The sequence below is a fragment of the Paralcaligenes sp. KSB-10 genome (genome assembly GCF_021266465.1).
Taxonomy (GTDB): Bacteria; Pseudomonadota; Gammaproteobacteria; order Burkholderiales; family Burkholderiaceae_B.
The window spans coordinates 437,377-463,230 of sequence record NZ_CP089848.1; the positions used below are offsets into that span (position 1 = coordinate 437,377).

Consider the following 25,854-nt stretch of genomic DNA (forward strand, 5'->3'; position numbering starts at 1 on the left):
ATCCGGAATTTCATGAATATCTCAAAATTTTTCATTGATCGGCCCATTTTTGCGGGCGTGCTGTCCATTCTTATCCTGTTGGCCGGCGCGCTGGCGGTATTTCAGTTGCCTATCTCGGAATATCCCGAGGTCGTGCCGCCATCCGTGGTGGTGCATGCCCAGTACCCCGGCGCCAACCCCAAGGTTATTGCCGAAACCGTGGCCGCGCCGCTGGAAGAATCCATCAACGGCGTAGAGAACATGCTGTACATGCAGTCGCAGGCCAATAGCGATGGCAATCTGACGCTGACGGTCAATTTCCGCCTCGGCGTAGATCCGGACAAGGCGCAGCAGCTTGTGCAAAACCGCGTGGCCCAGGCTTTGCCCCGCTTGCCCGACGATGTACAGAGGCTCGGTGTTACAACCATCAAGAGTTCTCCCACGCTGACCATGGTGGTGCACCTGATCTCGCCCGATACGCGTTACGACATGACGTATCTGCGCAATTACGCGTTGTTGAACGTAAAAGACCGGCTGGCGCGCATTCCCGGCGTTGGCGAAGTACAACTGTGGGGCTCGGGCGACTACGCCATGCGTATCTGGCTGGATCCGCAGAAGGTCGCCCAGCGCGGTCTTACAGCCAGCGATGTGGTAAAGGCCATACGGGAGCAGAACGTACAGGTGGCCGCCGGTGTCATCGGCGCCTCGCCCAGCTCTCCGGACGTGCCCATGCAGTTGTCCGTCAATGCGCAGGGCCGCTTGCACACGCGGGAGGACTTTGCCAATATTGTGTTGAAAACATCGGACGATGGCGGGGTGACCCGGCTTGGCGACGTGGCTCGCGTCGAACTCGCGGCATCCGAATATGGCTTGCGTTCCTTGCTCGATAACAAACCGGCCGTGGCATTGGGGATCATGCAGTCGCCCGGCGCGAATGCCCTGGCTGTGTCCGATCAGGTACGGGCGGCCATGAAAGAGCTGTCCGCCGATTTTCCGTCCTCCGTCAAGTACAGCATTGTCTACGATCCCACCCAGTTCGTCCGTTCCAGCATCAAGGCGGTCATTGAAACGCTGCTCGAGGCGATTGCCCTGGTCGTGCTGGTCGTGATCGTGTTTCTGCAAACCTGGCGCGCTTCGATCATTCCATTGCTGGCCGTGCCCGTATCCATCATAGGAACGTTCGCGCTGTTGCTGGCATTCGGTTACACCATCAACGCCTTGTCGCTTTTCGGGCTGGTGCTGGCCATAGGGATTGTGGTGGATGACGCCATCGTCGTAGTCGAAAACGTAGAGCGGAATATCGCCAGCGGACTGTCGGCTCGCGAGGCCACGTACCGCGCCATGCGCGAGGTGAGCGGTCCGATTGTCGCCATTGCCCTGACATTGGTTGCGGTATTCGTGCCGATGGCATTCATCACAGGGTTGAGCGGCCAGTTCTTCAAGCAGTTCGCCATGACCATCGCGATTTCCACGGTGATCTCGGCGTTCAATTCGCTTACCTTGTCGCCCGCCCTGGCCGCGCTGCTGCTCAAAGGCCATGACGAAAAACCCGACTGGCTCACGCGCGGCATGAATCGCGTCCTGGGTGGGTTCTTTGCGCGCTTCAATCGTTTCTTTGGGCGCTCGTCCGAGCGTTACGCGAAGGGTGTGTCGGGAGTTATCGCGCGCAAGGCTTCGTCCATGGGGGTCTACCTGGTATTGCTGGCCCTGACGGTCGGTGTATCGTATATCGTCCCCGGCGGATTCGTCCCGGCGCAAGACAAGCAATACCTGATCAGCTTTGCGCAATTGCCCAGCGGCGCGTCGCTGGATCGTACCGAGGCGGTGATACGCCGGATGAGCGACATTGCCTTGAAGCAGCCCGGCGTCGAAAACGCCGTCGCATTTCCCGGCCTGTCGATCAATGGCTTTACCAATAGCTCCAGCGCCGGAATCGTATTCCTTACGCTGAAACCGTTTGATCAGCGGCGCGGCGCAAACTTGTCTGCGCAGGCTATTACGGCGGCGCTCAATCGCCAGTTCTCCGGCATCAAGGATTCTTTCATCGCCGTATTTCCTCCGCCGCCCGTCATGGGCCTGGGGACGGTAGGCGGCTTCAAGCTGCAGCTCGAGGATCGCGAAGCATTGGGCTATGCCAAACTCGATGAGGCGGCACAGGCCTTTCTTGCCGAAGCCCGAAAAACGCCTGAGCTGGGTCCAGCCTTTTCCAGTTATCAGATCAATGTTCCGCAGTTGAATGTCGATCTCGATCGCGTCAAGGCCAAGCAATTGGGCATACCGATTACCGATGTGTTCGATACCATGCAAATATATCTGGGCTCGCTCTATGTCAACGATTTCAATCGTTTTGGACGCGTCTACCAGGTAAGGGCACAGGCCGACGCACCGTTTCGCGCCAAGGCCGAAGACATCCTGCAGTTGAAAACCCGCAATCGCGCGGGCGAAATGGTCCCGCTTTCTTCCCTGGTGAAGGTCACGCCTACTTATGGGCCCGAAATGGTGGTCCGCTATAACGGCTATACCTCGGCGGACATCAACAGCGGTCCCGCTCCGGGCTATTCCTCGGATCAGGCGCAGGCCGCCGCCGAGCGTGTTGCCGCCAAGACCTTGCCGCGCGGGGTCAAGTTCGAATGGACCGACCTGACTTACCAGCAAATGCTGGCGGGCAACGCAGGCATTTGGGTGTTCCCGATCAGCGTGCTGCTGGTATTTCTGGTGCTCGCCGCCTTGTACGAAAGCCTGACCCTGCCATTGGCGGTCATTCTGATCGTGCCCATGGGGGTGCTTGCCGCCCTGACCGGGGTATGGCTGACGAGCGGCGATAACAATATTTTCACTCAAATCGGGTTGATGGTGCTTGTCGGACTGGCTTGCAAGAACGCCATTCTTATCGTGGAGTTTGCGCGCGAGCTGGAGTTGCAGGGCAATACGCCATTGAAAGCGGCGATCGAGGCCAGCCGCTTGCGCCTGCGTCCCATCCTGATGACTTCGATCGCATTCATCATGGGAGTGGTGCCGCTGGTCACGGCCAGCGGCGCAGGGTCGGAAATGCGCCATGCCATGGGTATTGCCGTGTTTTTCGGCATGCTGGGGGTGACGTCATTCGGCCTGTTCCTGACGCCGGTCTTTTATGTGCTGCTGCGCTCATTCGGCGCACGCAAGCTGCATTCGGCATCGGCCCATGAAGCTCCGGCGCTTTCGCCGCATCCCGAACACTAGGTATATCTGGAATCTTCAAATGATCAAAGCAACAAAGTTTCTGCTGTCCACGGGTGCCTTGCTGGTATTGGCGGCGTGTTCGGTCGGGCCCCGGTATCAGCGGCCGTCGGTGGACACGCCGCCAGCCTTCAAAGAGGCCTTCATGTCTCCCGAAGCCGCGCGGCAATGGAAGGCCGCACAGCCTTCCGAGGATATGGAGCGCGGCCAATGGTGGAAGGTGTTCGGCGATACAACGCTGAACGCCCTGGAGCAGCAGGCCATGGCCGGCAATCACGACCTGGAGGCCGCCGCCGCGCGCCTGAAACAGGCACGTGCCTTGCTGCATGGATCCAGGTCTGCACTGTTTCCCCAGGTCGATGCCGGTTTCGGGCCGACCCGGCAGCGCGCCTCCAATGCCTCGCAAGGTTTGCCCGACGATGCGCCCAACGCGCCGGCCACTTTGTGGCGCGGACAGGCCAGCGTCTCGTACGAAGCCGACCTGTTCGGCCGCGTTTCCGCCAATGTCAATGCCGCCACAGCAGACGAGCAGCAAAGCGAGGCCTTATTCCGCTCGGTGCAGCTGGCTTTGCAAGCCGATGTGGCACAAAGCTATTACCAGATTCGCGAACTCGATGCCGAGCAAGAGCTTTATCGCGAAACGGTTCAGCTGCGCGAACATACCTTGCAACTAATGCAGCGGCGGTTTTCCGAAGGCGATATTGGCGAACTGGATGTCGCGCGCGCCAAGTCGGAACTGGCTTCCGCTCAATCGGAATCGTTGGGAATCGCTCGCAGGCGTGCGACGGCCGAACATGCCCTGGCAATATTGCTGGGCAAAGCGCCCGCCGAATTTTCCTTCACGCAAGATCCTTTGCAACGCGTATCGGTAAATATCCCGGCGGGTTTGCCTTCTTCATTGCTGGAAAGGCGCCCGGATATCGCCGCGGCCGAGCGTTCCATGGCGGCTGCCAATGCCCGCATCGGCGCGGCCAAGGCGGCCTTCTTTCCCCGATTGGATATCACCGGGGCCTATGGCTACGAGTCGTCCGAGCTGGGCAATCTGTTTCAATGGTCCAGCCGCGCCTTTCTGCTCGGGCCGCTGGTGGGTACCATGCTGTCGCTGCCGATCTTCGATGGCGGTCAGCGCCAGGCCGGCCTCGATCGCGCACGTGCCAAGTATGAGGAAGATGTAGCTTCTTACCGTCAGAAGGTACTGATTGCCTTTAAAGAGGTGGAAGACAATCTGGCCAATCTGCGCATACTGGGCGACCAGACCCGGGTGCAGGACGATGCCGTCAAAGCGTCTGCTCACGCGGCGCGGCTGCTGCATGTCCAATACCGCGAAGGGTCCATCAGTTACCTGGATGTCATTGACGGAGATCGGGTCTTGCTGCAACAGCGCCGCGTAGCCGTGCAACTGGACGGTGAGCGGGCTTCCGCGGCGGTCAATCTGATCCGGGCCGTAGGTGGCGGCTGGGACGGCGGCAAATCCGCAAAAAAACTTGCGCAGGGGCCAGGAGCCAGGGCCAGCTTGTCTGGCGCGATCAACGGTATTGAGGGGTCGCCCATCAGCCCGGCTCAAGGCATGTCACACGCCACCACTTCGGCAGCAGGCCGCGCACCTGCGGCCGATTGAAACGGTCGTCCATGAGGTACACCACACCCTGGTCTGATTGTGTGCGGATCACGCGCCCGGCGGCTTGCACCACTTTACGGATACCCGGGTACAGGTAGGCGTATTCATAGCCTCCACCAAAGGCCATGCCCATGCGCTCCCGTATCTGTTCATTGGCCGGATTGATCTGAGGCAGTCCGAGGGTCGCAATGAAAGCGCCTATCAGTCTTTGCCCGGGCAAGTCGATGCCTTCGGCGAAGGCGCCGCCCAAGACGGCAAATCCGAAACCGCGTCCAGCCTCCGTGAAGCGTTCCAGAAACGCCTCGCGCTCGGTTTCGTCCATATGCCGCGCCTGCTCCCATATGGGGATCCCGGGGTGGCGGCTTTTGAACAGGGCGGACAGTTGCCGCAGGTAATCAAAACTGCTCAGGAATATAAGATAGTTGCCAGGCTGCTTGCTGTATTGCATGGCCATCAAGTCGGCCATGGGCTGCAAGGATGCTTCGCGGTGCTGGTAGCGGGTCGAGATGCGGCGGGCGACCTGGACTGTCAGTTGCTCGGGCCTGAAAGGCGACTCCACGTCGATCCATGCGCTGTCGGGCGGCAAGCCCAGTATGTCGCTGTAGAAACGCCGGGGAGTCAGTGTGGCCGAGAACAGCGTTGTGCAATGAGCTGCGTTGAACCGGGGTGCGAGGAAGGGGGCGGGGATGATGTTGCGCAAGCACAATACCGACTGTTGGCCTGCGGCGCCCCCGCAGGCCGCAGGCACGGCAATATCGAACAGGGAATGAGTATCGAACAGCTCGGCGATATGCAGGAAATGCAGAGCATCGAAGTAAAAACGCTGCAAGGAGCTATCGGCATGAGTGGGGTTGTCGGTCTGGTAATCGATGATGGCTGCGGCAGCCCGCTGCAGCGCGGCGATGAATTTTGCCGGAACGCCGTTGTACGTCTGGTAAGGAGCGGGCTGGTTTTTCAGCAGCTCATTCCAGCAGCGGCTGACGCTGCCCAAGGTTTTTTTCAGCGCCGGCGGCGCCGAGCGGCGCAGTGCCGTGAGGGCCGCCTGCTCGAGCTCGGCCGTATACATTTTGCGGGCGCGCTCGATCAGGTTGTGCGCTTCGTCGACCAGTAGTCCCACACGCCATTGATTGGCGACGGTCAAGCCATGCAGCATGGCGCTCGAGTCGAAATAATAATTGAAATCGCCAACCACCACGTCGCACCAACGCACCAATTCGTGGCCCAGATAATAAGGGCATACTCGATGTTCGGAAGCGATCCGGCGCAGTGCCTGCTTGTCCAGGCATGCTGTGTCGAGCGCCGCCTGGCGCGCTGCCGGCAGCCTGTCGTAGAACCCCAGGGCCAAAGGACAGGATGCGCCATGGCAAGCCTTGTCCGGGTGTTCGCAGGCCTTGTCCCGGGCGACGAGCTCGATGATGCGCAGCGGCGTGCCGGAGTTCATGTTCCGGATTTGCGCCAAGGCGTTCAAGGCGATATTGCGGCCCGAAGTCTTTGCGGTCAGGAAGAACAGCTTGTCCAGTTGCGCGGCGGGGGCGGCTTTCAGAAGAGGAAACAGAGTGCCTACAGTCTTGCCTATGCCGGTCGGAGCCTGAGCCGCCAGGCATAGGCCGCTGCGCGCCGCCTTATATACTGCTACGGACAAAGGCCGCTGGCCGGTGCGGAATTGGGCATACGGAAAGCGCAGGCCGTCCAGCGCGTGGTCGCGGTTGACACGGTGGGCCAGTTCTTGGGCGGCCCAGTCCAGAAATTGCCGGCATTGGCTTTCGAAACCCTTTTTGAGCGTTGCGGCGCTGTACAGTTCGTTCAATACGGTTTCCTGCTTGGCGACGATGTCAAAATAAACCAATGCCAGCCTGAGTTCCGGCAAACCCAGCTTTTCGCATAGCAGGTGCCCATAGACTTTGACTTGGGCCCAATGCAAGTAGCGGTGATTGGCGGGCATGGAGGCCAGTTCGCCACGGAATGTCTTGATTTCCTCGAGCTGGTTTTGCACCGGATCGTATCCGTCGGCGCGGCCGCGGACAGTAAGGTGCTGAAATTCCCCGGCAAGACTTATTTCCGATTGATAATCGGCGCCACGGCGCGACGCAACCAGTGCATGGCCGGCGATGCCTTCCCGCGCGGTGGGCGAGGGAGTAAAACGCAGATCGAGGTCGCCTTGTTTGGCCGTGAACTCGCACAGGGTTCGCACGGCAACGGTATATTTCATGCCGCGTCTTCCGCCCAGCGGACATAGCAGACCGCCACAGGCATATCGTGCTTCGCGCAGTAGTCGAACCATCGCAGCTGATTGTCTTGCAAGCGGTCGCCAGGGCCTTTCACTTCGATCATCCGGTAGCGTTTTTCCCGAGGCCAGAACTGGATCAGGTCTGGAAAGCCGGAGCGATTGGAGGGGATATCGAGCAAGATCCGCTCAAACCATTTTTTCAAATGCAGGGCGGGAATACAGGCCAAAGCCTGGTCCAGAATTTCATGGCTTAATATTTCCCATGCCACGAAGTCCGAGCGGATCCCGGCCTTGTTCCTGAAGTTTTGCGCGATGGTTTGCGTGTACTCGCCGGAATCCAGCTGAGCCAGGCAAGACCTGAAGAGTTCCTGGCGCCGCCGGTAAAAATCGGCGCTGTGCAAGTCGGCCGGAGCGCTTTGGTAGGGATGGAAAAAGGCTCCTGGAAGAGGGGCAAAAATGGCTCTCCAGCACAGTAAGCCGAACAGTGCGTTGGCCAGCGTATTTTCTACGTAATAGACGGGGCTCAGTGCCTGCTGGAAATGGCTCTGGACCAGTTCTTCCACAGCCATGGATAGGCTCGGTTCGGGCAGGGTCAGGGTCAGCTTTGCTATGGGTACGGCGCTGGCGCGCGGCACGGGAGGGTGGCCCAGCTTGCACAGCAAGCGCGGAACGATGCGGCCCATTTGCTGCTGTTCCGCCTCACTTTCCGGCTGCTGCTGGGCTGCCAGGGCTAATTGCAGGGCGGGTTCGAATTGTTCGCTGCGTTCCAGAACGCGTACGGCTCGGCTGCGGGCGCCGGAATAGGCGCATTGCGAATACAAAGCATGGGCGCGAGCCCAGTCCTTGTCTTTTTCGTAGTGTCGAGCGATCTGGAATAGCAGTTTGGCGCGGCGTTGTTCAAGCCATTCGTTCTGGTACGGATCCGAAGGAATATCAGTCTGCACCAGGCCTGCATCGGTGCCCGAGCGGAGTCGTTCGCGGCAATGATGCAAATGCAGATAGTCGGCGATGTCCTGGCGGTTTTGGAAAATGCGCGAGGTAGCGGGAAATTCCACCTTTTCATACGCATACAGGCCCAGGTCGGCGAGGACGAACTCGGACCAGTCCTGGCGTAAATTACCAAAGAACATCAAGCGCAGGCACTCGCAAACGGGCATGACGAGCAGTTCATACACGTGGTCGGTAGCGCCGCAATACCAGGCATCGTAGGGCTGGAGTTCGGTGTAGCGGTCTTTAAGAGACTGCAACTGGTCGGCTTTCCTGGCGTTTTTATCGGGCAAGGCAGAGTCGAATACGCAGCCCAGTTCCGCCTTGGTCAGCAGCGTGAACAATTGCTCGAGCGTGAGCGGTGGCCTGTCGTCCAGCCAGCGCTGTTCGATCAAAGCCTGCGCGGCCTCGACGGCGCCGCCGATTTCGTCATAGTGCAGCTTGCTGCTTCTGAAGAGCGTGCCCTTGCGCATGATCATCCTGACCAGCAGCGCGCGCGACGCGCGAGGCAGCATGCTGAAGTTCCCGATGAAATCGCGCTCGGTATCGAGCAGCAGGTCGCTGTAGCGTTGTTCGACCCAGCGCAAGACCATCTCGAAATTGTCAAGATAGTAGTAGCGGTTTTCCAGCACTCGGTTCATGGTATTGCGTATTACTGTATTTAAAAACAGTATATCAAGCTTTGGGCCAGGACTATTCATGGCCGGCGGGCTTTTTATCGATCACCGCGTGAAAGCTGGATGGGCGTTGTGTATTGACCCCGATGGCACTGCACGTACAATGCGGCATGCCCTTTCCTTGAACTATTATTTGCGACCCCGCGCCATGTCCCGCTACTTCGACCGCATTGTCAGAACTGTCTCCGCCATGCTTCTCGTGGCCTCTTGCCTGCTGTTGCCCGCGCATGCGGCGGCATTGCTGGACAGCATATCGCGCATCGCCGTTATTTCGGCATTCGAGCCCGAGCTGGCCCTGTTGCACGGCAAGCTCAAGCAGCCGGAGAAGTTCTCCGTCAATGGCGTGGAATTCACCACCGGCACGCTGCAGGGCAAGCCCGTGGTGCTGTTCCTGAGCGGCATCAGCATGACCAATGCGGCGATGAATATGCAATTGGCGCTGGATCGTTTCAAGATCAGCCATGTGGTGTTCAGCGGTATTGCGGGAGGGGTGAATCCCTCCTTGCATATTGGCGATGTGACAGTCGTGGAGCGTTGGGGCCAGTATCTGGAAGTGCTGATGGCGCGTGAAACGGCGCCCGGCGTATTTCAGCCGCCGCCCGGCAAAGACGATTTCAGTTTTCCCAATTTCGGCATGATGTATCCGCGGCCGGTAAAAGTACGTTCCGCCGCCCAGCCGCAAGCCAGCAAGAAATTCTGGTTCGATGTCGATCCGCAGATGCTGGCCGTAGCCAAGTCCATCCGCAACGTGAAACTTGCTTCATGCGACAAGCGGAATGAATGCCTCAAGCGCCATCCCGCGCTGGTCGTTGGCGGCAACGGCGTGTCGGGTTCGGCCTTCGTGGATAACGCCGCCTTTCGCGAGTACGCATTCAAAACCTTCCATGCCAATGTGCTCGATATGGAAAGCGCCGCCTGCGCCATGGTGGCTTACAGCAATGGCGTTCCATTCATTGCGTTTCGCTCGCTCAGCGACTTGGCCGGCGGCGGCGAGGGCGTCAACGAGATGCATACTTTCATGAATATCGCGGCCGACAACTCGGCCAGGGTCCTGCTGGCTTTCCTCGCTGCCTGGAAATAAGGAAAAGGCGCCGCATGAATACCGATGCCACGCGTGTGGAAAGCCTGATCGAGCGGTTCCAACTGCAGCCGCATCCGGAAGGAGGCTATTACCGCGAAACCTATCGCGGCGGGCAGAGCGTGCGGCGCAGCGCGGATGGTGCGCAGCGCAGCGCTTCGACGGCTATTTATTATTTGCTGGATCAGGGCGCGTATTCGGCCTGGCACCGGATCGCTTCGGATGAAATCTGGCATTTTTATGCCGGCGGTCCGTTGGACGTGCATGTGCTGGACGGCAAGGGCGAGCTCGCCACATACCGCTTGGGCAATGCGCAGGAAAGGGCCGATGCCGTCTTCCAGGCAGTAGTTCCGGCCGGCTGCTGGTTTGGCGCCGAACTGGCGGAGCCGCAGGGGTATGCCCTGGTGGGTTGCACCGTGGCGCCGGGATTTGAGTTCAGCGAATTCGAGATGGCCGTCGCAGACGAACTGCTTGGGCAATATCCCCAACATGCGAAATTGATCAAGCGCCTGCTCAGGCCTGCGTGATGTCGGCATTGAGCCAGAGGCCGGCCCAGCGATGGGCCGGAAAGCCCGCATTGCCCTAGAAATCGGCCGACATCGACAATTTTACGGTTCGCCCCTCGCCTTGCGTTATCTGTCCGAATTGCGGCGCAATCGACGCCCAGTAGGCGCGATTGGCGACGTTTTCCACTCCGGCGCGCCAGACCACATTGTGTCCGTTAACCTTGGTGGCATACCTCGCGCCCAGGTCCAGCCGGGTCCAACTGGGAATCTTGTATGCATTGGTGGCGCTGGTATATTCCGACCCGTGATGCAGCAGGCTGGCCTGCAAGGTCAGGCCGGGTACGCCTCTTAGGTCCCATTCGGTGCTGATGACGCCCTGGAAGCGCGGCACGCCCGGGGCATAGTTATCGTCATTGGCGCCGCCGCTGGTCTTGGTAAGGCGGGGATCCATGAAAGTGACGCCGCCCAGTACGCGCCAGCCGCGCAGCGGTTCGCCGTACACGTTCAGTTCGACGCCGCGATTGCGCTGCTCACCCGATGGGCCGAAGATGTTCGTGGCCGGATCCAGGTAAGCCACCGGCTTCTCGATCTGGAAAACGCCCAGGCTGCCACCGTAGTTGCCCAGATCCACCTTGATGCCTGCCTCATTCTGCTTGGTCCGGTAGGGAGCCAGCGCTTCGTTGGCATTGACCGCGGTCGCCCCGGCTATGTCGCCCTGGCTGAGTCCTTCGATGTGGTTGGCGTAGAGCGACACGGTATCCCATGGCCGCACTACCAGGCCCACCACCGGGGTAGTGATCGATTTGTCGTATCTGGAGGTCTGCGCCCGCGTGGCGACATCGTAGCTATTGCTGACGAGGCTCTGGTTGCGCGCACCCAGGGTGAGCAGCACATCACCGTGGAAGAACGACAGCGTGTCGGAAACCGCGACGCTGCGCAACTGCAGGCGCTGCGAAACATTGGGATCGTCCATGTTGCCGGTGACGACGCCCACGGGACGCGGCACGTTCATTTCCTCATATATATTGGCGGGGTCGGCGCTGATGTATTCGAACGCCGTACGTTCGGTCTTGTTCAGGGCCGAATAGGCCAGATTGACGCGATGGCCGATCGGGCCGGTGCGGAATTGGCCGCGCAAGCCGATTTCGCCGGTGAAGGTGTCCCGCTGGAAAGGCACGGACAGCAAGCCTCGGGTGCCTATGCCCTGGCCATCGACGGTCGGTGCGGAATAGTCGCCGCTTTCCTTGTCGCGGCTCACACCCACTGCCGCGTAGCTGGTCCAGTTCGAATTCAGGTCGTATTCGAGGCGCGTCACCGCAAAGGTGCTTTCTAGATCACTGTAGGCCCAGGGCTGCCCGTAATTGATGCTGTTCGATGGCGCATCCGGCACCGCGCCGCTTATATTGATCGTGGGGCGTGGGTGATCGAAGTGGATCTTCTGATAGCCGGCATCCAGGGACACGCGGAGCTGATCGCCGCGGTAATCCAGGCCGATGGTGCCGACCGTGCTGCGCATGCCTGCGCCTGGAACCGACGTATCGCCATCGCGGTGGGCGGCATTGACACGGATGCCGAACCGATTGTCATCACCCCAGCGCCGGCCGATATCGACGCCGCCGCCGAACTGGCCGCGGCCGGTGTAGTCGAGATTCAACCGCGTCAATGGTGTGTCGGCGGCCCGCTTGGGCTGGATGTTGATGATGCCGCCCAGGCCGGAGCCACCGGGTGCGGCGCCGTTCAGAAATGCGCTGGCGCCCTTGAAGACTTCGACTCTTTCCACCATTTCGACCGGCAGCACCTGGCGCGGCAGTATGCCGTACAAGCCGTTAAATGAAAGGTCGTCGTTGTTCAGCGGAAAGCCCCGGATGACAAAGGTTTCGGCCTGGTTCCCGTAGCCATTGCCGACCTGCACCGACGCGTCGTTTTTCAGTACATCGCCCAAGGTGCGGGCTTGCTGGTCCTGGATCAGCTTGGATGTATAGCTGGTCTGGGTGAAGGGCATATCCATATTGTCCAGGTTGCCCAGAATGCCGGCCTGGCCTCCGCTCGCCACTTCGCCGCCGGCGTAGGCTGGCGGCGTTGGTTTGGAGACGGAGCGCGTGCCGGAGACTGTGATCGTTTCCAGCGTTGGGGCGGGCGCGGCGATGGTTTGCGCATACAGCAGGCCAGGGCTTGCAGCAGCGCCGAGCAGGAGCGCCGCGCCCAGTGTGCCCTGGATCGCACCGCCCGGCCGGGTGCGCCGCAAAGTGATGACGGGCGGCGATTTGCGGCACGTTTGCGAGTCTGCCTGGTGTGCATGAGAAACAGGGTGGGGCATCAATGTGTAGCCTTTCAGATAAATAATCGATATTTAAATAAAAATCATTCGCATTATTATCTCTAAAGGGAATTTTTGCAAATTCCCAAGCCATGAGGTTTATCCAAACCCGCTTTCATCGTGGTCGGCGCCTTGATCTGCATAATCCAGCTGTTTGAGCACAAACAGCTTAGAGTATCGGTCGAGCACGATACTGCCCGGATTCACAGCAAGCCAGCGTCCTGATGAAATGAGAAAAGCCCGTAAATACGGGCTTTTCAGAGATGCGCAATCGCTTATAAAACGTCGTGGAAGATTACTCAATGTTTTGCGCCTGCTCGCGCATTTGTTCTATCTGCAATTTCAGGTCGATAGCGGCGCGGGTGATGCTCAGGCCGCTGGCTTTGGAGCCCAGCGTATTGGCCTCGCGGTTCATTTCCTGGAACAGGAAGTCCAGGCGCTTGCCGATGCTGCCGGTTTTCTTTTTGTCGGTGCTGGTTTCGCCTGTACGCAACAAGTGTTCCAGCTCCGAAATATGCGAGCGTAGGCGTGAAAGCTCCTCGGCGACATCGATACGCAGCGAAAACAATGAGGTTTCCTGGGCGATGCGGGCCGACAGTTCAGGGCCGCTGATTTGCGCAAAGCCGCCGGGGCTGGCAGCTTCCAGCGTTTCGCGCAGCTTGGTGGCGAGTTTTTCCTGATGATCGGCAAGCAGCTGAGGCAGTTCGTGTTCCACTTGAAGCACGATATCGGCCACTTCGGCGGAGCAGGCCAGCATCATGGCCGCAAGACGGGCGCCTTCGCGTTCGCGATTCGCCTGCAGCTCAGCAAGCGCCTGCGTGGCTGCTTCCAGACACATGGCTGTCCAAATTTCCGGATCGAATGTACCGCTGTCGGCGCTGTTCGAGTGATTCAGCAGCTCGGCAAGCCTGGGGGCTTCCATATCGGGTATGACGGCCCGCGCCGCGGCGAGCTGCTCGGCGACGACTGCCAAATAAGCAATATCCAGGGTTTTGTCCGTGTCATTTTTCGTGCGGACATAATTGGCACGGATGTCGATCTTGCCGCGACTGATGAACTGGCCCAGTTTTTCTCGAATCGCTCCCTCGGCCATACGCAGATCTTCAGGCAAGCGAAAGTTCGGATCGAGAAAGCGGCTGTTGACGCTGCGAAACTCTATGGTCACACTGCCGGCGGGCGATTCGGCTCGGGCACTGCCAAATGCGGTCATGCTGCGTATCATGGGGTGTCCTGCTGAGAATGAGAGAGATGTCTATTATGGCCGATATGGCCGGCAACATAAAAGCTGGATAATTTGCTTTTTTTTCGGCCAGATGCCTTGTTGCCTTGCCTGTTTTCCCGTACGAGCCTTTAAACTAGACTGCTCAGTACTGTTTGTCCTTCGCCAACCAACGATTATTCAAAGGAAAGCCTTGTCCACTTCCACCAGGCACCGCCCCTCCGGCCGTGCAATCAACCAGTTGCGCCCCTTGTCGATTGAAGCCGGTTATACCCGCCACGCGGAAGGCTCTGTGCTGATCAAGGCTGGCGATACCCATGTCTTGTGCAATGCCAGCGTACTGGAAAAAGTGCCGTCTTTTCTAAAAGGCAAAGGGCAAGGCTGGGTTACGGCCGAATATGGTATGTTGCCGCGTTCCACGCATACACGCTCCGACCGCGAAGCGGCACGCGGCAAGCAAAGCGGGCGCACTCAGGAAATTCAGCGCTTGATCGGCCGCAGTTTGCGGGCGGTTTTCGATCTGGAAGCCCTGGGCGAGCGCACTTTGCATCTGGATTGCGATGTCTTGCAGGCCGATGGCGGCACGCGTTGCGCCAGTATTACAGGTGCCTGGGTAGCCGCCGCGCTGGCCGTCCAGGGTTTGATCGATAGCAAGGTTCTTGCCGTCAACCCGTTGCGCGACAGCGTGGCGGCGGTGTCGGTGGGCATGGTCGACGGCAGGGCAGTGCTGGATCTGGATTACATAGAAGACTCGGGCTGCGATGCCGATATGAATATCGTCATGACCGGCAGCGGGCACTTTGTCGAAGTTCAAGGCACGGCCGAAGGGCAGACCTTCGATCGCGGGGCTTTGGACAATCTCCTGGATCTGGCGCGCGATGGCATCGCGCAACTGGCGAAATTTCAGCAGCAGGCTGTCACGCCATAACGGTAACGCAGATATCGCTATGGAAATCAGCAGGCCCGCCCTACAGCAAGGGGAGGAGCAGGCGGTAGCCCACTGCGGTTTCAGTCAGGAGGTATTGTGGCTGGGCGGGGTCGTCTTCCAGTTTCTGGCGCAAATGGCTCATGTAAATTCGCAGATAATGGGCATTTTCGGTGTACGAGGGGCCCCAGACCTGGCGCAATAGTTGCGTATTGGTGACGACGCGCCCCGCGTTGCCCGCCAGGACCGCCAGCAAGCGGTATTCCGTAGGTGTAAGGTGCACCATCTGGTTTGCCTTGCTTACCATGCGAGCCTGGAGATCGATTTTGACATCGCCAAACTCGATGATGCCATGCACGACGGCCGCGGTTTGTTGGGCACGTCGTTGCGCGGAGCGGACTCGGGCAAGCAGTTCCCCGACTCCGAACGGCTTGCTGAGGTAGTCGTCGGCTCCGGCGTCTAGCGCCTTGATTTTATCGGCCTCGCTGGTCCGCGCCGACAATACGATAATAGGAACGCGGGACCATTGCCTCAGATCGGCTATCAGATCGACCCCGTCGCCATCCGGCAGGCCAAGGTCGAGAATGATCAGTTCGGGTCTGCGTGTGCCGGCTTCGATAAGGCCGCGTTGCAGCGTGTCCGCTTCAACGATTTGCCATCCTTCGTCCGTTAGCGACATGCGAAGGAAGCGTCTGATTTGTGGATCGTCCTCGATCAACAGTGCAATGGGAACCGATTCTGTCATGGTAGCGGATTACTTTAGTCCAGGTCGGGCATGTCTGGAACTGTGCCCAAAGGCAAGGTAAAAACGAAGCAGGCTCCACCATCCGGTGATTGCGCCGCGCGGATGACACCTCCATGCGCCGCAACGATGGCCCGGCAAATCGCCAGGCCCAGGCCGATTCCGCTGGTTGCGGATTCTTGTGCGCCGCGAGTGAATTTTTCGAAAATGGCTTCCTCCTTTCCAGGGGGCAAGCCAGGCCCGTTATCATAGACTGAAACTTCCAGGAATTGGCTTGCGGTTTTTGCGGCAATCGTGATGCGAGAACCGCTTGGAGTGTATTTACCGGCGTTTTCCAGAAGATTGCACAGCACTCTTTCGATCAGCATGGCGTCGAAATGAACCAGCGGCAGATCCGGGGCAAGCCGGGTCGCTATTTCATGGCCGCGCAGCAAAGCTTGATTGATGCGCAATGCGCTGCCCAGGACTTCCTCGATATGTTGCCATTGCCGATTGAGCTGAACTTCGCCGCTCTGGATACGCGCCATATCAAGCAGATTGGCAACCAGATTGCTCATGCGCAGGGATTCATTGTGCAGGGCATGGGCCAGCTCCGATTGCGTCCCCGTCAGCGCGGGCCGCGATAAGGTGAGTGCTTCGGATAATCCCACCAGTGAAGTCAGCGGCGTGCGCAGATCGTGCGACAGCGCTGCCAGCAAAGAGTTGCGCAGGCGTTCCGATTCCATTCGCACCAGGGCGCTTCGCGCCACATCGATATAATGCACGCGTTCGAGGGCGATGGCGGCAAGCGTTGCAAAGGTGTCCAGGTGCTGCCGCTGTTCGGGGATCCAGATCCAGCGATGGCTCCTCGGCTGTATGGCAAGCACGCCGCGGGTGCGCATCGGTGCTATCAGCGGGAGATAAAACAATTTGCTGCCGGGCAGGGTATCGGTGCCCAGCCCAGCCGGCAATGCCCGGTCGTAGGACCACTGTGCGGTACCCATATCGATAGAGTCCGGATTCGGAACCGTGCTGGAATGCCCAGGCGCTGCAACAGAAGCCCGCAGGCGGCTGTTATCGTCGGGCAACAATAGGCTTGCCCTGGAGTGGAACATGCGCTGGATGACGTCCTGTGTGATGTCCACAATTTTTTCTGTTTCCAGGGGGCTGGATAGTTCACGGGCGAATTCGTACAAGGCGCGGGCGCGCCGTTCCCTATGCGCGGCAACCTTGGCCTGATAACTCAGTCCGGAGGCCAATTGCCCGGTAATCAGCCCGACTATCAGCATCACGGCGAATGTAAGCAGGTATTGGACATCGCCTACCGCGAAGGACAGGCGGGGCGGGACGAAAAAGAAATCGAACAGGGCAACGCTCAGGAATGCCGCCATAACCGCAGGCCCGCGCCCAAGCCGTATGGCTATCAGCACCTCCAGCAGCAGGAACAGCATGACGATGTTGGCCAGATCGAAGTAAGGCAGCATGGGCGTGACGCCGATCGCGGTTAAAACGCAGGCGATCGCCGCCCAGATGTAGCGCCAGGGGTGCCTGTCCCTGCGCGAGGGACGGGGTGAGTCATAAGAGCCAACCCTGAGGTTGGGGCCTGGGTTTCTGTCTATCTGCCCTTCGGCCAGCCCGGCGTGGCTGATTTCGATGAGATCGAGGTCGGGTGCGTAGCCGGCGATGCGCCTGGCATGGGTTTTTTTCCAGAATGGCGGCGGATGGCCACGCCCGAGAACGATTTTGGAAAAGTTATGGCCATGCGCGTAGTCGGCGATTTCCCTGGTGACATTGTTGCCTGGCAGGACGGCCGTGGTGGCTCCCAGGTTCTGTGCAAGCTTCAATGTTTTCAGGATACGCTCACGTTCCCTGGACGATAAACGCTGCAGCTCAGGTGTTTCAATATAAATGGCGTGCCATTGGGCATTTAGCTGGCCGGCGAGCCTGGCTGCGCTGCGGACCAGATGTTCGCTTCCCACGGGACTCGGACCCACGCAGGCCAGCAAAGCGGTATCGGTTTCCCATACTTTATTGATCGATTTTTCGATCCGGTAGGCCTGAACATCGCTGCCTATCCGGTCGGCGGTGCGCCGCAGCGCCAGCTCGCGCAAGGCAATAAGATTGCCCTTGCGGAAAAAATGGCGGGCGGCATGACCGGCCTGTTGCGCCTGATAGACCTTGCCGTCTTTGAGCCGGGCCAGCAATTCATCGGCGGGAAGATCGACCAGCACCACTTCGGCGGCCGAGTCGAAAAAGGTGTCGGGCAGGGTTTCCGTGATGCGGATGCCCGTAATGCCGCCCACCACATCGTTCAGGCTTTCGAGATGCTGCACGTTCACGGTAGTGAAGACATTCATGCCTGCGTCGAGCAGTTCGTCGATATCCTGCCACCGTTTGGGATGGCGTGAGCCGGGCACATTCGAATGCGCCAGCTCGTCTACCAGCACCAGCTCCGCATGGCGAGCCAACGCCGCATCGATATCGAACTCCCTGAGGTCTTTACCTCGATATTCGAGTAGTTTCAAAGGCAGGATTTCAAGGCCCTGGGCGAGTGCGGCAGTTTCGCTGCGGCCGTGTGTTTCCACAATGCCGATTACGACATCGAGTCCCTCGCTCTGGAGCTGGCGGGCGGCCGCCAGCATGGCGTAGGTCTTGCCTACGCCCGCCGACGCACCGAAATAAATACGCAGTTTCCCGCGCGAGGCCTGGCGTTGCTGCTCGGTTACCTGGGCAAGAAGAACATCAGGATCCGGACGCGGATAGTCGTTTGAAGGCATGTGTCGGTGCGGCAATATGGATTGATGTTTCGCATTTCCCGGTTAGTGCGGAAAGCCCGATCCTTGTTCCCGGGCCTGTATTTGCCATGATACGTCAGTGCTGCTCGTCGAGCGCCATATTCAGGGCCAGTACGTTGATCCTGGGCTCGCCAAAAAAGCCGAGATGTTGAACCTGTGCATGGCTGGAAATGAGCTTGAGAACCGCCGCGAGAGGGAGCTTGCGCAGGCGGGCGATACGCGGGGCCTGGTAATTGGCCGCCGCGACGCTGATTTCCGGATCCAGGCCACTGGCCGAAGCGCTGACCAGATCGACAGGAATTGGCAAGGTATTGTCCGGATCAAGCCGTTTCAGCGCTGCAATGCGGCTTTTTACGGAGTCCGGCAGTGCGGGATTGGAGGGGCCAAGATTGGAGCCTCCGGAGGCCGCCGCATTGTTCGGCATCGGCCCGGTGGCTGATGGCCGCCCCCAAAAATAGCGTGGCGACGAAAACGATTGGCCGATGAGCGCCGATCCTATCGTCCGGCCATTTTTCTGTATCAGGCTGCCATTGGCCTGGTAGGGAAAGATTATTTGGCCTATGCCTGTTATTGCGTAGGGATATACCAGGCAGCAAATCAGGCTAAGTGCTGCAAAAAGTATGAACGCCGGGCGCAGTGTGTCTTTCATGATGATTTCCTACACAAGATGAAGCAAGGTCAGCGCCAGATCAATCAGCTTGATGCCGATGAATGGCACGAGGATCCCGCCCAGTCCATAGATCAGCAAGTTGCGGCGCAATAACTGCGCAGCGCCAACGGCACGGTATTTGACGCCTTTGAGGGCCGATGGAATCAGAGCCACGATAATCAAGGCATTGAAAATCACCGCCGACATGATGGCCGATGAGGGGCTGGCCAGATGCATGACGTCGAGCGCCTTCAGTTGCGGATACGTAGTGACGAACGCTGCCGGAATAATCGCAAAATACTTGGCGACGTCGTTGGCAATGGAAAACGTCGTGAGCGAGCCGCGTGTGATCAGCATCTGTTTGCCGATTTCCACGATTTCCAGCAGCTTGGTCGGATTCGAGTCCAGATCGACCATATTGCCGGCTTCCTTGGCCGCTTGCGTGCCGGAATTCATGGCCACGGCCACATCCGCCTGGGCCAGCGCCGGAGCGTCATTGGTGCCATCGCCCGTCATGGCTATCATTCGTCCTTCCGCCTGATAGCCGCGTATCAGTTTCAGCTTTTCCTCGGGCGTGGCCTCGGCCAGGAAATCATCCACGCCGGCTTCGGCGGCGATCGCGGCGGCCGTCAATTTGTTGTCGCCGGTAATCATGATTGTCTTGATACCCATGCGACGCAGTTCGGCGAACCGTTCCTTGATACCGCCTTTGACTATATCTTTCAGTTCGATTGAACCTATTACCCGGCCATTGTCAGCCACAACCAGGGGAGTGCTGCCGCGCCGGGACATATCGTCCACGGCTCTCTCGACTTCAGCCGGAAAAGCCTGCCCCAGCGATTCGACATGACGCCTGATCGCGTCGGCGGCGCCCTTGCGAATCGCGCGGCCGTCAATATCGATACCGCTCATGCGGGTTTGGGCAGTGAAGGGCACGAAGCTGGCATGCAGCGCCGTCATGTCGCGTTCGCGGATATTGAAGCGCTGCTTGGCCAATATGCAGATGCTGCGTCCTTCGGGCGTTTCATCGGCCAGGGATGCCAGTTGCGCCGTGTCGGCCAGTTGCTGTTCCGTGAGGCCGGGAGCGGGGACAAACAATGCGGCTTGCCGATTGCCGAGGGTAATGGTTCCTGTCTTGTCCAGCAGCAGTATATCGACGTCGCCCGCCGCTTCGACCGCGCGGCCCGACGTGGCGATGACATTTGCCCTCATCATCCGGCTCATGCCGGCCACGCCGATGGCTGAAAGCAAGCCGCCTATCGTGGTCGGGATAAGGCAGGCCAGCAAGGCGATCAATACGGTGATTGACACCGGCGAACCGCCGTTGGCAATATGAACCGAATAGAGCGAGTAAGGGAGCAAGGTGACGATAACCACCAGAAAGACTATGGTGAGCGCTACCAGCAAGATCGTAAGAGCGACTTCATTGGGCGTTTTTTTGCGTTTGGCTCCCTCGACCATGGCGATCATGCGGTCCAGGAATGCTTCGCCGGGATTGGTCGCCACGCGAACGATCAACCAGTCCGACAGCACCCGTGTTCCGCCCGTCACTGAACTGAAATCGCCGCCCGATTCGCGAATGACTGGCGCGGATTCCCCTGTGATGGCGCTTTCATCTACAGAAGCCACTCCGTCGATGACCACACCATCGGAAGGAATGGTGTCTCCTGTTTCGACCAATACCGTATCGCCTTTGCGCAGCGCAATGGCATCGGTTGCGGCCCATGGACTGCCATGCCGGGCGGTCTCCAGCTTCTTGGCGATAATGGTTTTCTTCAAGGCCCGCAGCGATGCCGCCTGTGCCTTGCTGCGGCCTTCGGCCAGGGCCTCGGCGAAATTGGCAAACAGCACGGTGAACCAAAGCCAGATTGCCACGGCAAGAATAAATCCCGGACTTGCCTCGCCCACGCCGACGACAGCCTGGATGAACAGCAGGGTGGTCATGATGCTGCCCACATACACCACGAACATTACCGGATTGCGCCATTGGATACGCGGATCAAGTTTTTTGCACGCTTCAATCAAGGCGATAAGCATTGAATACAAGTCGAATTGCGTGAGGGCCGCACGCGAGGCATTTGCCTTTTTGGCTACAGATGGATGCATGGCGGATCCCTTGTCAGCGAGCGAAGAGTTGCAAATGTTCGGCTATAGGCCCCAGGGCAAGTGCCGGCACATAGTTCAACACGCCAACCAGCACGACCGTGCCGATCAGCAAGACGAGGAACAGAGGGCCGTGCGTGGGCATGGTGCCGGAATTGGCCTCGAGCCGGGGTTTTGCGGCCAAAGAACCGGCTATCGCCAGGACGGGCACGATCACGGCGAAACGGCCGAACCACATCGCAATCGCTAAAATTACGTTGTAAAACGGCGCGTTGGTCGATAAGCCCGCGAATGCGCTGCCGTTATTGTTGGCCGCGGAACTGAAAGCATAGAGAATTTCCGAAAACCCGTGGGTGCCGGGATTGCCGACCGCGCTTTGGCCGGGCCCCGTCATGACAGCGATTGCCGTGCCGGCCAATACCAGCACCGGTGTGGACAGAATCGCGATCGAGGTCATTTTCATTTCGTAGGACTGTATTTTTTTTCCTAGATACTCGGGGGTGCGGCCTATCATCAGGCCGGCGATGAACACGGCAAGAATGGCGAAAATCAGCATGCCGTACAGGCCGGAGCCCACTCCACCGAAGATCACTTCACTGAACTGCATAAGCAGCAGCGGCATCATGCCCCCGAGCGGCATGAAAGAATCGTGCATGGCATTGACCGCACCGCAGGATGCCGCGGTCGTGACTGCCGCGAACAAGGCCGATGCGCTGATGCCAAAGCGTGTTTCCTTGCCCTCCATATTCCCGCCCGACTGCAGGGCGGATGCGGCCTGGTCGATGTTCAGGCCGTGGAAGAACGGATTTGCGTGCTGTTCGGCGATCATCGTGACCGCCGCCATCACGATGAAAATCGCGATCATGGCTCCTATTACCGTCCAGGCTTGCCGCATGTCTGCGACCATGCGGCCGAACGCGAAACACAGGCCGGCCGGAATCAGCAGTATCGACAGCATCTGGACAAAATTCGACAGCGGCGTCGGGTTTTCAAAAGGATGAGCGGAATTGGCGTTGAAAAAGCCGCCGCCATTGGTGCCCAGCATTTTAATGGCTTCCTGCGAAGCGACTGGACCCATCGCCAGCGATTGTGTTTTCGCGATCAATGTTTCCGTCTCGGGATTGCCTTGCGCATTTTTCAGCGGCTGGCCCGTGGCATCGGTTTTGACCTGCTGGTACGTGACAGGATCGAGCAAGCCCACGTTCTGGTAGGCCGAGAAGTTCTGGACAACGCCCTGGCTCATCAGAAATATGGCAAAGAAGGTTGACAGCGGCAGCAGGACATAGAGCGTCACGCGCGTGATATCCACCCAGAAATTGCCTATCGATTGGGCGGAGCGAAGCGAAAAGCCGCGTATCAGTGCAAAGGCTACCGCGATGCCTGTCGCCGCCGAGAAAAAATTCTGCCCCGTCAAGACTACCATCTGAGTCAGATAGCTCATGGTCGATTCGCCGCCGTAGCTTTGCCAATTCGTGTTGCTGACAAAACTGATCGCCGTATCAAAAGCCAGGTCGGGACCGACGCCGGGAAAAGATTGCGGATTGAGCGGCAGCCAGGCCTGCAGGCGCTGCATGGCATATACGGCCAGCGCGCCCAAGCCATTGAAGGCAAGCAGGGCAAGCGCATAGCGTTTCCAGCTCATGGCGGAACGGGCCGATGCCCCTGCCATCCGATAGAGCAGGCTTTCAACTTTGCCGAGCCAGCCCATCCCGGCGACGGGCGCTTCGCTTGCCACCTTAGCCAGATAGATGCCCAATGGATAGGCGAGTATCAGCAATATCGCCAGGAACGCGGCAAGCAGCATGAATGATTGCGCAGTCATGTCACAAATCCTCGGCCTTGAACAAAGCGACAATCAAATAGACGAGCAGGCCCAGCGCAGCGATTGCGCCTATGACGTAAAAGGTGTTCATGACCGTCCTTTTAATTTGTCGCAGCCCATGGCGAGCAGGCTGCCGAGAATTAAAAACACGAGGATTGCGCCGATATAAATCAGGTCCATCAAGAGGCTCATCGAAAAGGCTTGCGCCGATGATGAGCAGCTTAGTCGGAAGCGTCTAAATAATTAGTAAAGACTGGGCCTGCAGGCGTAAAGGAAAAGTAAATATTTCCAGGGATGATCGCCGGTTGTCCGGCTGATTGGGCTGTGGCTGCCATGATGGGGGGCATAAGGGGCCCGCCCGTGCGCCGTAGCGGCGAAGCTTACCCCTGGCTCAGGAAACGTCCGATCCGCTCGCTATTGGCCATATTCCAGACCTTGGCTATCAGGTTCCGCACTTCTTCGGGGGTGGCCGCGTTGCGATAGATGCCCAGGCGCAGCGCTTTTTCTTCCAGCTCGAGTCTGGACAGGGTATTGCCCGGATCCCCTTTGGGTACGTCGACACGCCCGGCAAGTGTCTGCCCCTGGCGGGTTTGCACGGTGACTTTGCCTATCCATTGCCTGGGGTAGGCGGCGTCGACTTCGGGGTCCAGCTGCATGGTGACGCGCTGGCGAAAATCGACGATGGCCGGATCGTTCAAGCCGGCATCGAATTCGGGCAAGCCGGCATGCCGGCGCTGGGCAATGAGGCCCAGGACCGAGCCCATGGAGAATTTCGACTGATGCACTGTTTCGGGCTTGACCACTGGCCCGAGCACATCGATGGCACCCTGGTGCACGTGGGCGACCACCGAGGCGATATCGCTGAATTCCAGCTTATGGGTTTGCATGACCTGCAGCAAGGCGTCGGCGGCGGGGTGGGTGTGGCGGCAGGAGGCGTGATACTTGAATGAAGTTTCAAGCAGGGCCCAGCGCGAACCCAACAGATTCGTGAGGCGGCTGGGGTCCGCATCGCGCGACATGCCGGCCGCCATGCCTTGCGGGCCTTCCAGTATATGTGAGGCCCCGGTAAACCCTTCGCTGGCCAGCCAGGCGGCGGTCAGGCCATCGGCTGCCGCTTTGGCTGTGTGCAATTGCTTGGAGTCGGCTCCGTCGCGCAGGAATTCCCACAGGCCAGCCGCTTGCGTTCCGGCCGAACCCAGGGCGTGCAGCATTTGTGCCGGATCCAGGTTAAGCAGGCGGCCTGTGGCTATTGCCGCGGCAAGCGTTCCGGCCGTGCCGGTGGTATGAAAAACCGTATAGTGCGAGCGGCCCAGGAATTCGCCTATGCGTATGCCGGCCTCGTAGCCGGCGACCGAAGCGACCAGCAGGTCTTTGCCTGAGCGCCCCAAAGCCTGCGCCATGGCAATGGCGGGAGGGAACACCACGGCGGCAGGATGAAATACCGAGCCATTGTGCACATCGTCCTGTTCGACCATGTGTGCCGAGGCGGCATTGACCATGGCGGCAAACAAAGGGCTGGAACTGCGGCGCGTGACCATGTCTTCGGAGGGCCCGCTGGCCGGCCCCATGGCCCGGGCAAAGCCCGATACGGTTTGTACCGGCCGGGAACTTGAGCCAGCCAGTATCGAGGCCAGGCAATCGAGCAGCAGATCTTCCGCGCGACGCAATACGGGTTCGGGGATATCGCCGAAGTTGAGTTCGGCGGCAAATCGGCAGAGTTCGGCGCTGGGATGATTCATGGTCTTGCAGTGCGTGTAGAAGAATAAAAAACAAGCTGGCGTTCAGAACGAGCGCGGCAAACCCAGCACGTGCTCGGCCACATAGGACAAAATCAGGTTAGTGGAAATCGGCGCCACTTGATAGAGGCGGGTTTCCCGGAATTTGCGTTCGATATCGTATTCGTTGGCAAAACCGAAGCCGCCGTGAAATTGCAGGCAAACGTTGGCGGCTTCCCATGAAGCGTCTGCCGCCAGCAGCTTGGCCATATTGGCCTGGGCTCCGCAGGGCTGGTGCGCGTCGAACAGGCGGCAGGCCTCGTAGCGCATCAGGCTGGCAGCCTCGATGTTGATCAGCGCCCGTGCGATGGGAAACTGCACGCCCTGGTTTTTTCCTATGGGGCGATCAAATACGATACGCTCTTTGGCGTAAGCCGATATCTTGTCGACGAACCAGTAGCCGTCGCCGATGCATTCGGCGGCAATCAGGGTGCGTTCGGCGTTTAGCCCATCGAGTATGTATTTGAAGCCCATGCCTTCCTGGCCGATCAGGTTTTCCGCCGGAATTTCCAGATTGTCGAAAAACAGCTCATTGGTTTCGTGATTGACCATGTTTGGAATGGGCCGCACGGCCAGGCCTTTGCCGATGGCCTGGTGCAGATCGACGATAAAAATCGACATGCCTTCGGATTTTTTCTTGACCTGGTCGAGCGGGGTAGTGCGGGCCAGTAAAATCATCAAGTCGGAGTGCTGGATGCGCGAGATCCAGACCTTTTGGCCATTCACCACATACCGGTCGCCTTTTTTTACCGCCATGGTTTTGATTTTTGTGGTGTCGGTGCCCGTAGTGGGCTCAGTTACTCCCATCGATTGCAGGCGCAGCTCGCCCGTGGCGATGCGCGGCAGGTAACGTTCTTTTTGTTCTTTGGAACCATGGCGCAGCAGGGTTCCCATATTGTACATTTGGCCATGGCAAACACCGGAATTTCCGCCCGATCGATTGATTTCTTCCATAATGACCGAGGCCTCGGTCAGGCTCAGGCCCGATCCGCCGTATTCCTGCGGAATCAACGCAGCCAGCCAGCCGGCCTCGGTTAGCGCGTTGACGAATTCCTCGGGGTAGCCGCGCTGCTCGTCGATTTTCCGGAAGTATTCGGGAGGAAACTGGGCGCACAAATCGCGGATGGCGTCGCGGATTTCCTGGTATTGTCGGTTTGGCTCCTGCATTGGGGGCTATCCTGATTTCATTACAATGCTGCTACTGTGCCCGAACGCAACATGCTTGCCTATTATTGATTGC

General features: G+C 59.0%; 17 protein-coding genes. 5 read left to right on the forward strand and 12 right to left on the reverse strand.

Annotated features, from left to right (window positions below; translation table 11 throughout):
* Positions 1-12: 12 nt before the first annotated feature.
* Together LSG25_RS02000 and LSG25_RS02005 are read left to right on the forward strand one after the other, a co-directional pair.
* A complete protein-coding gene (locus LSG25_RS02000) occupies positions 13-3,198 on the forward strand; it encodes an efflux RND transporter permease subunit (protein ID WP_232743053.1) in 3,186 nt (1,061 codons plus the stop codon).
* A 19-nt stretch (positions 3,199-3,217) separates the two neighbouring features.
* Entirely contained in the window at positions 3,218-4,813 is a 1,596-nt protein-coding gene (locus LSG25_RS02005; RefSeq protein ID WP_232743054.1) for an efflux transporter outer membrane subunit, read from the forward strand.
* On the opposite strand, the gene LSG25_RS02010 is transcribed toward LSG25_RS02005, so the two are convergent.
* Together LSG25_RS02010 and LSG25_RS02015 are read right to left on the reverse strand one after the other, a co-directional pair.
* Entirely contained in the window at positions 4,746-7,022 is a 2,277-nt protein-coding gene (locus tag LSG25_RS02010) for an ATP-dependent DNA helicase (RefSeq protein WP_232743055.1), read from the reverse strand. The genes LSG25_RS02005 and LSG25_RS02010 overlap by 68 nt on opposite strands.
* Positions 7,019-8,668 (reverse strand): VRR-NUC domain-containing protein, encoded by a 1,650-nt coding sequence (locus tag LSG25_RS02015; RefSeq protein WP_232743056.1) that lies wholly within the window; start codon positions 8,666-8,668, stop codon positions 7,019-7,021. The genes LSG25_RS02010 and LSG25_RS02015 overlap by 4 nt, the downstream gene beginning before the upstream one ends.
* 226 nt (positions 8,669-8,894) lie before the next feature.
* Between LSG25_RS02015 and LSG25_RS02020 the strand changes: the two genes are divergently transcribed.
* Both LSG25_RS02020 and LSG25_RS02025 read left to right on the forward strand, forming a co-directional pair.
* Positions 8,895-9,785 carry a 5'-methylthioadenosine/S-adenosylhomocysteine nucleosidase gene (locus tag LSG25_RS02020; RefSeq protein WP_232744532.1) on the forward strand — a complete coding sequence of 297 codons (891 nt, stop codon included), beginning with the start codon at positions 8,895-8,897 and terminating at the stop codon, positions 9,783-9,785.
* A 14-nt stretch (positions 9,786-9,799) separates the two neighbouring features.
* Entirely contained in the window at positions 9,800-10,309 is a 510-nt protein-coding gene (locus LSG25_RS02025; protein ID WP_232743057.1) for a cupin domain-containing protein, read from the forward strand.
* Between the two features lie 55 nt (positions 10,310-10,364).
* Here LSG25_RS02025 and LSG25_RS02030 read toward each other — a convergent pair whose 3' ends face one another.
* On the reverse strand, positions 10,365-12,605 hold the full coding sequence (locus LSG25_RS02030) for a TonB-dependent siderophore receptor (protein WP_232743058.1): 2,241 nt from the start codon (positions 12,603-12,605) through the stop codon (positions 10,365-10,367).
* 295 nt (positions 12,606-12,900) lie between these two features.
* The gene (locus LSG25_RS02035) at positions 12,901-13,827 is read right to left on the reverse strand and encodes a YicC/YloC family endoribonuclease (RefSeq protein WP_232743059.1); all 927 of its coding nucleotides are present in this window, start codon (positions 13,825-13,827) and stop codon (positions 12,901-12,903) included.
* 190 nt (positions 13,828-14,017) lie between these two features.
* On the opposite strand from LSG25_RS02035, the gene rph reads away from it, so the two are divergent.
* Positions 14,018-14,752, forward strand: a complete 735-nt coding sequence (rph, locus tag LSG25_RS02040) for a ribonuclease PH (protein WP_232743060.1) — start codon at positions 14,018-14,020, stop codon at positions 14,750-14,752.
* 40 nt (positions 14,753-14,792) lie between these two features.
* On the opposite strand, the gene kdpE is transcribed toward rph, so the two are convergent.
* The 8 genes from kdpE to LSG25_RS02080 all read right to left on the reverse strand — a co-directional run bounded on the left by kdpE (position 14,793) and on the right by LSG25_RS02080 (position 25,781).
* A complete protein-coding gene (kdpE, locus tag LSG25_RS02045; protein ID WP_232743061.1) occupies positions 14,793-15,494 on the reverse strand; it encodes a two-component system response regulator KdpE in 702 nt (233 codons plus the stop codon).
* Positions 15,495-15,508: 14 nt separating this feature from the next.
* On the reverse strand, positions 15,509-18,247 hold the full coding sequence (locus LSG25_RS02050; protein ID WP_232743062.1) for a DUF4118 domain-containing protein: 2,739 nt from the start codon (positions 18,245-18,247) through the stop codon (positions 15,509-15,511).
* A gap of 94 nt (positions 18,248-18,341) precedes the next feature.
* A complete protein-coding gene (gene kdpC, locus LSG25_RS02055) occupies positions 18,342-18,914 on the reverse strand; it encodes a potassium-transporting ATPase subunit KdpC (protein ID WP_232743063.1) in 573 nt (190 codons plus the stop codon).
* Positions 18,915-18,923: 9 nt separating this feature from the next.
* On the reverse strand, positions 18,924-20,951 hold the full coding sequence (gene kdpB, locus LSG25_RS02060) for a potassium-transporting ATPase subunit KdpB (protein WP_232744533.1): 2,028 nt from the start codon (positions 20,949-20,951) through the stop codon (positions 18,924-18,926).
* 82 nt (positions 20,952-21,033) lie between these two features.
* Complete coding sequence (gene kdpA, locus LSG25_RS02065; RefSeq protein WP_232743064.1) at positions 21,034-22,839, reverse strand: potassium-transporting ATPase subunit KdpA; 1,806 nt, start codon at positions 22,837-22,839, stop codon at positions 21,034-21,036.
* 1 nt (position 22,840) lies between these two features.
* Positions 22,841-22,930, reverse strand: a complete 90-nt coding sequence (kdpF, locus tag LSG25_RS02070; RefSeq protein WP_232743065.1) for a K(+)-transporting ATPase subunit F — start codon at positions 22,928-22,930, stop codon at positions 22,841-22,843.
* 289 nt (positions 22,931-23,219) lie between these two features.
* Positions 23,220-24,578, reverse strand: coding sequence for an MmgE/PrpD family protein (locus LSG25_RS02075; RefSeq protein WP_232743066.1), 1,359 nt, complete (start codon positions 24,576-24,578; stop codon positions 23,220-23,222).
* Positions 24,579-24,620: 42 nt separating this feature from the next.
* The gene (locus LSG25_RS02080; RefSeq protein ID WP_232743067.1) at positions 24,621-25,781 is read right to left on the reverse strand and encodes an acyl-CoA dehydrogenase family protein; all 1,161 of its coding nucleotides are present in this window, start codon (positions 25,779-25,781) and stop codon (positions 24,621-24,623) included.
* Between the last annotated feature and the right edge of the window lie 73 nt (positions 25,782-25,854).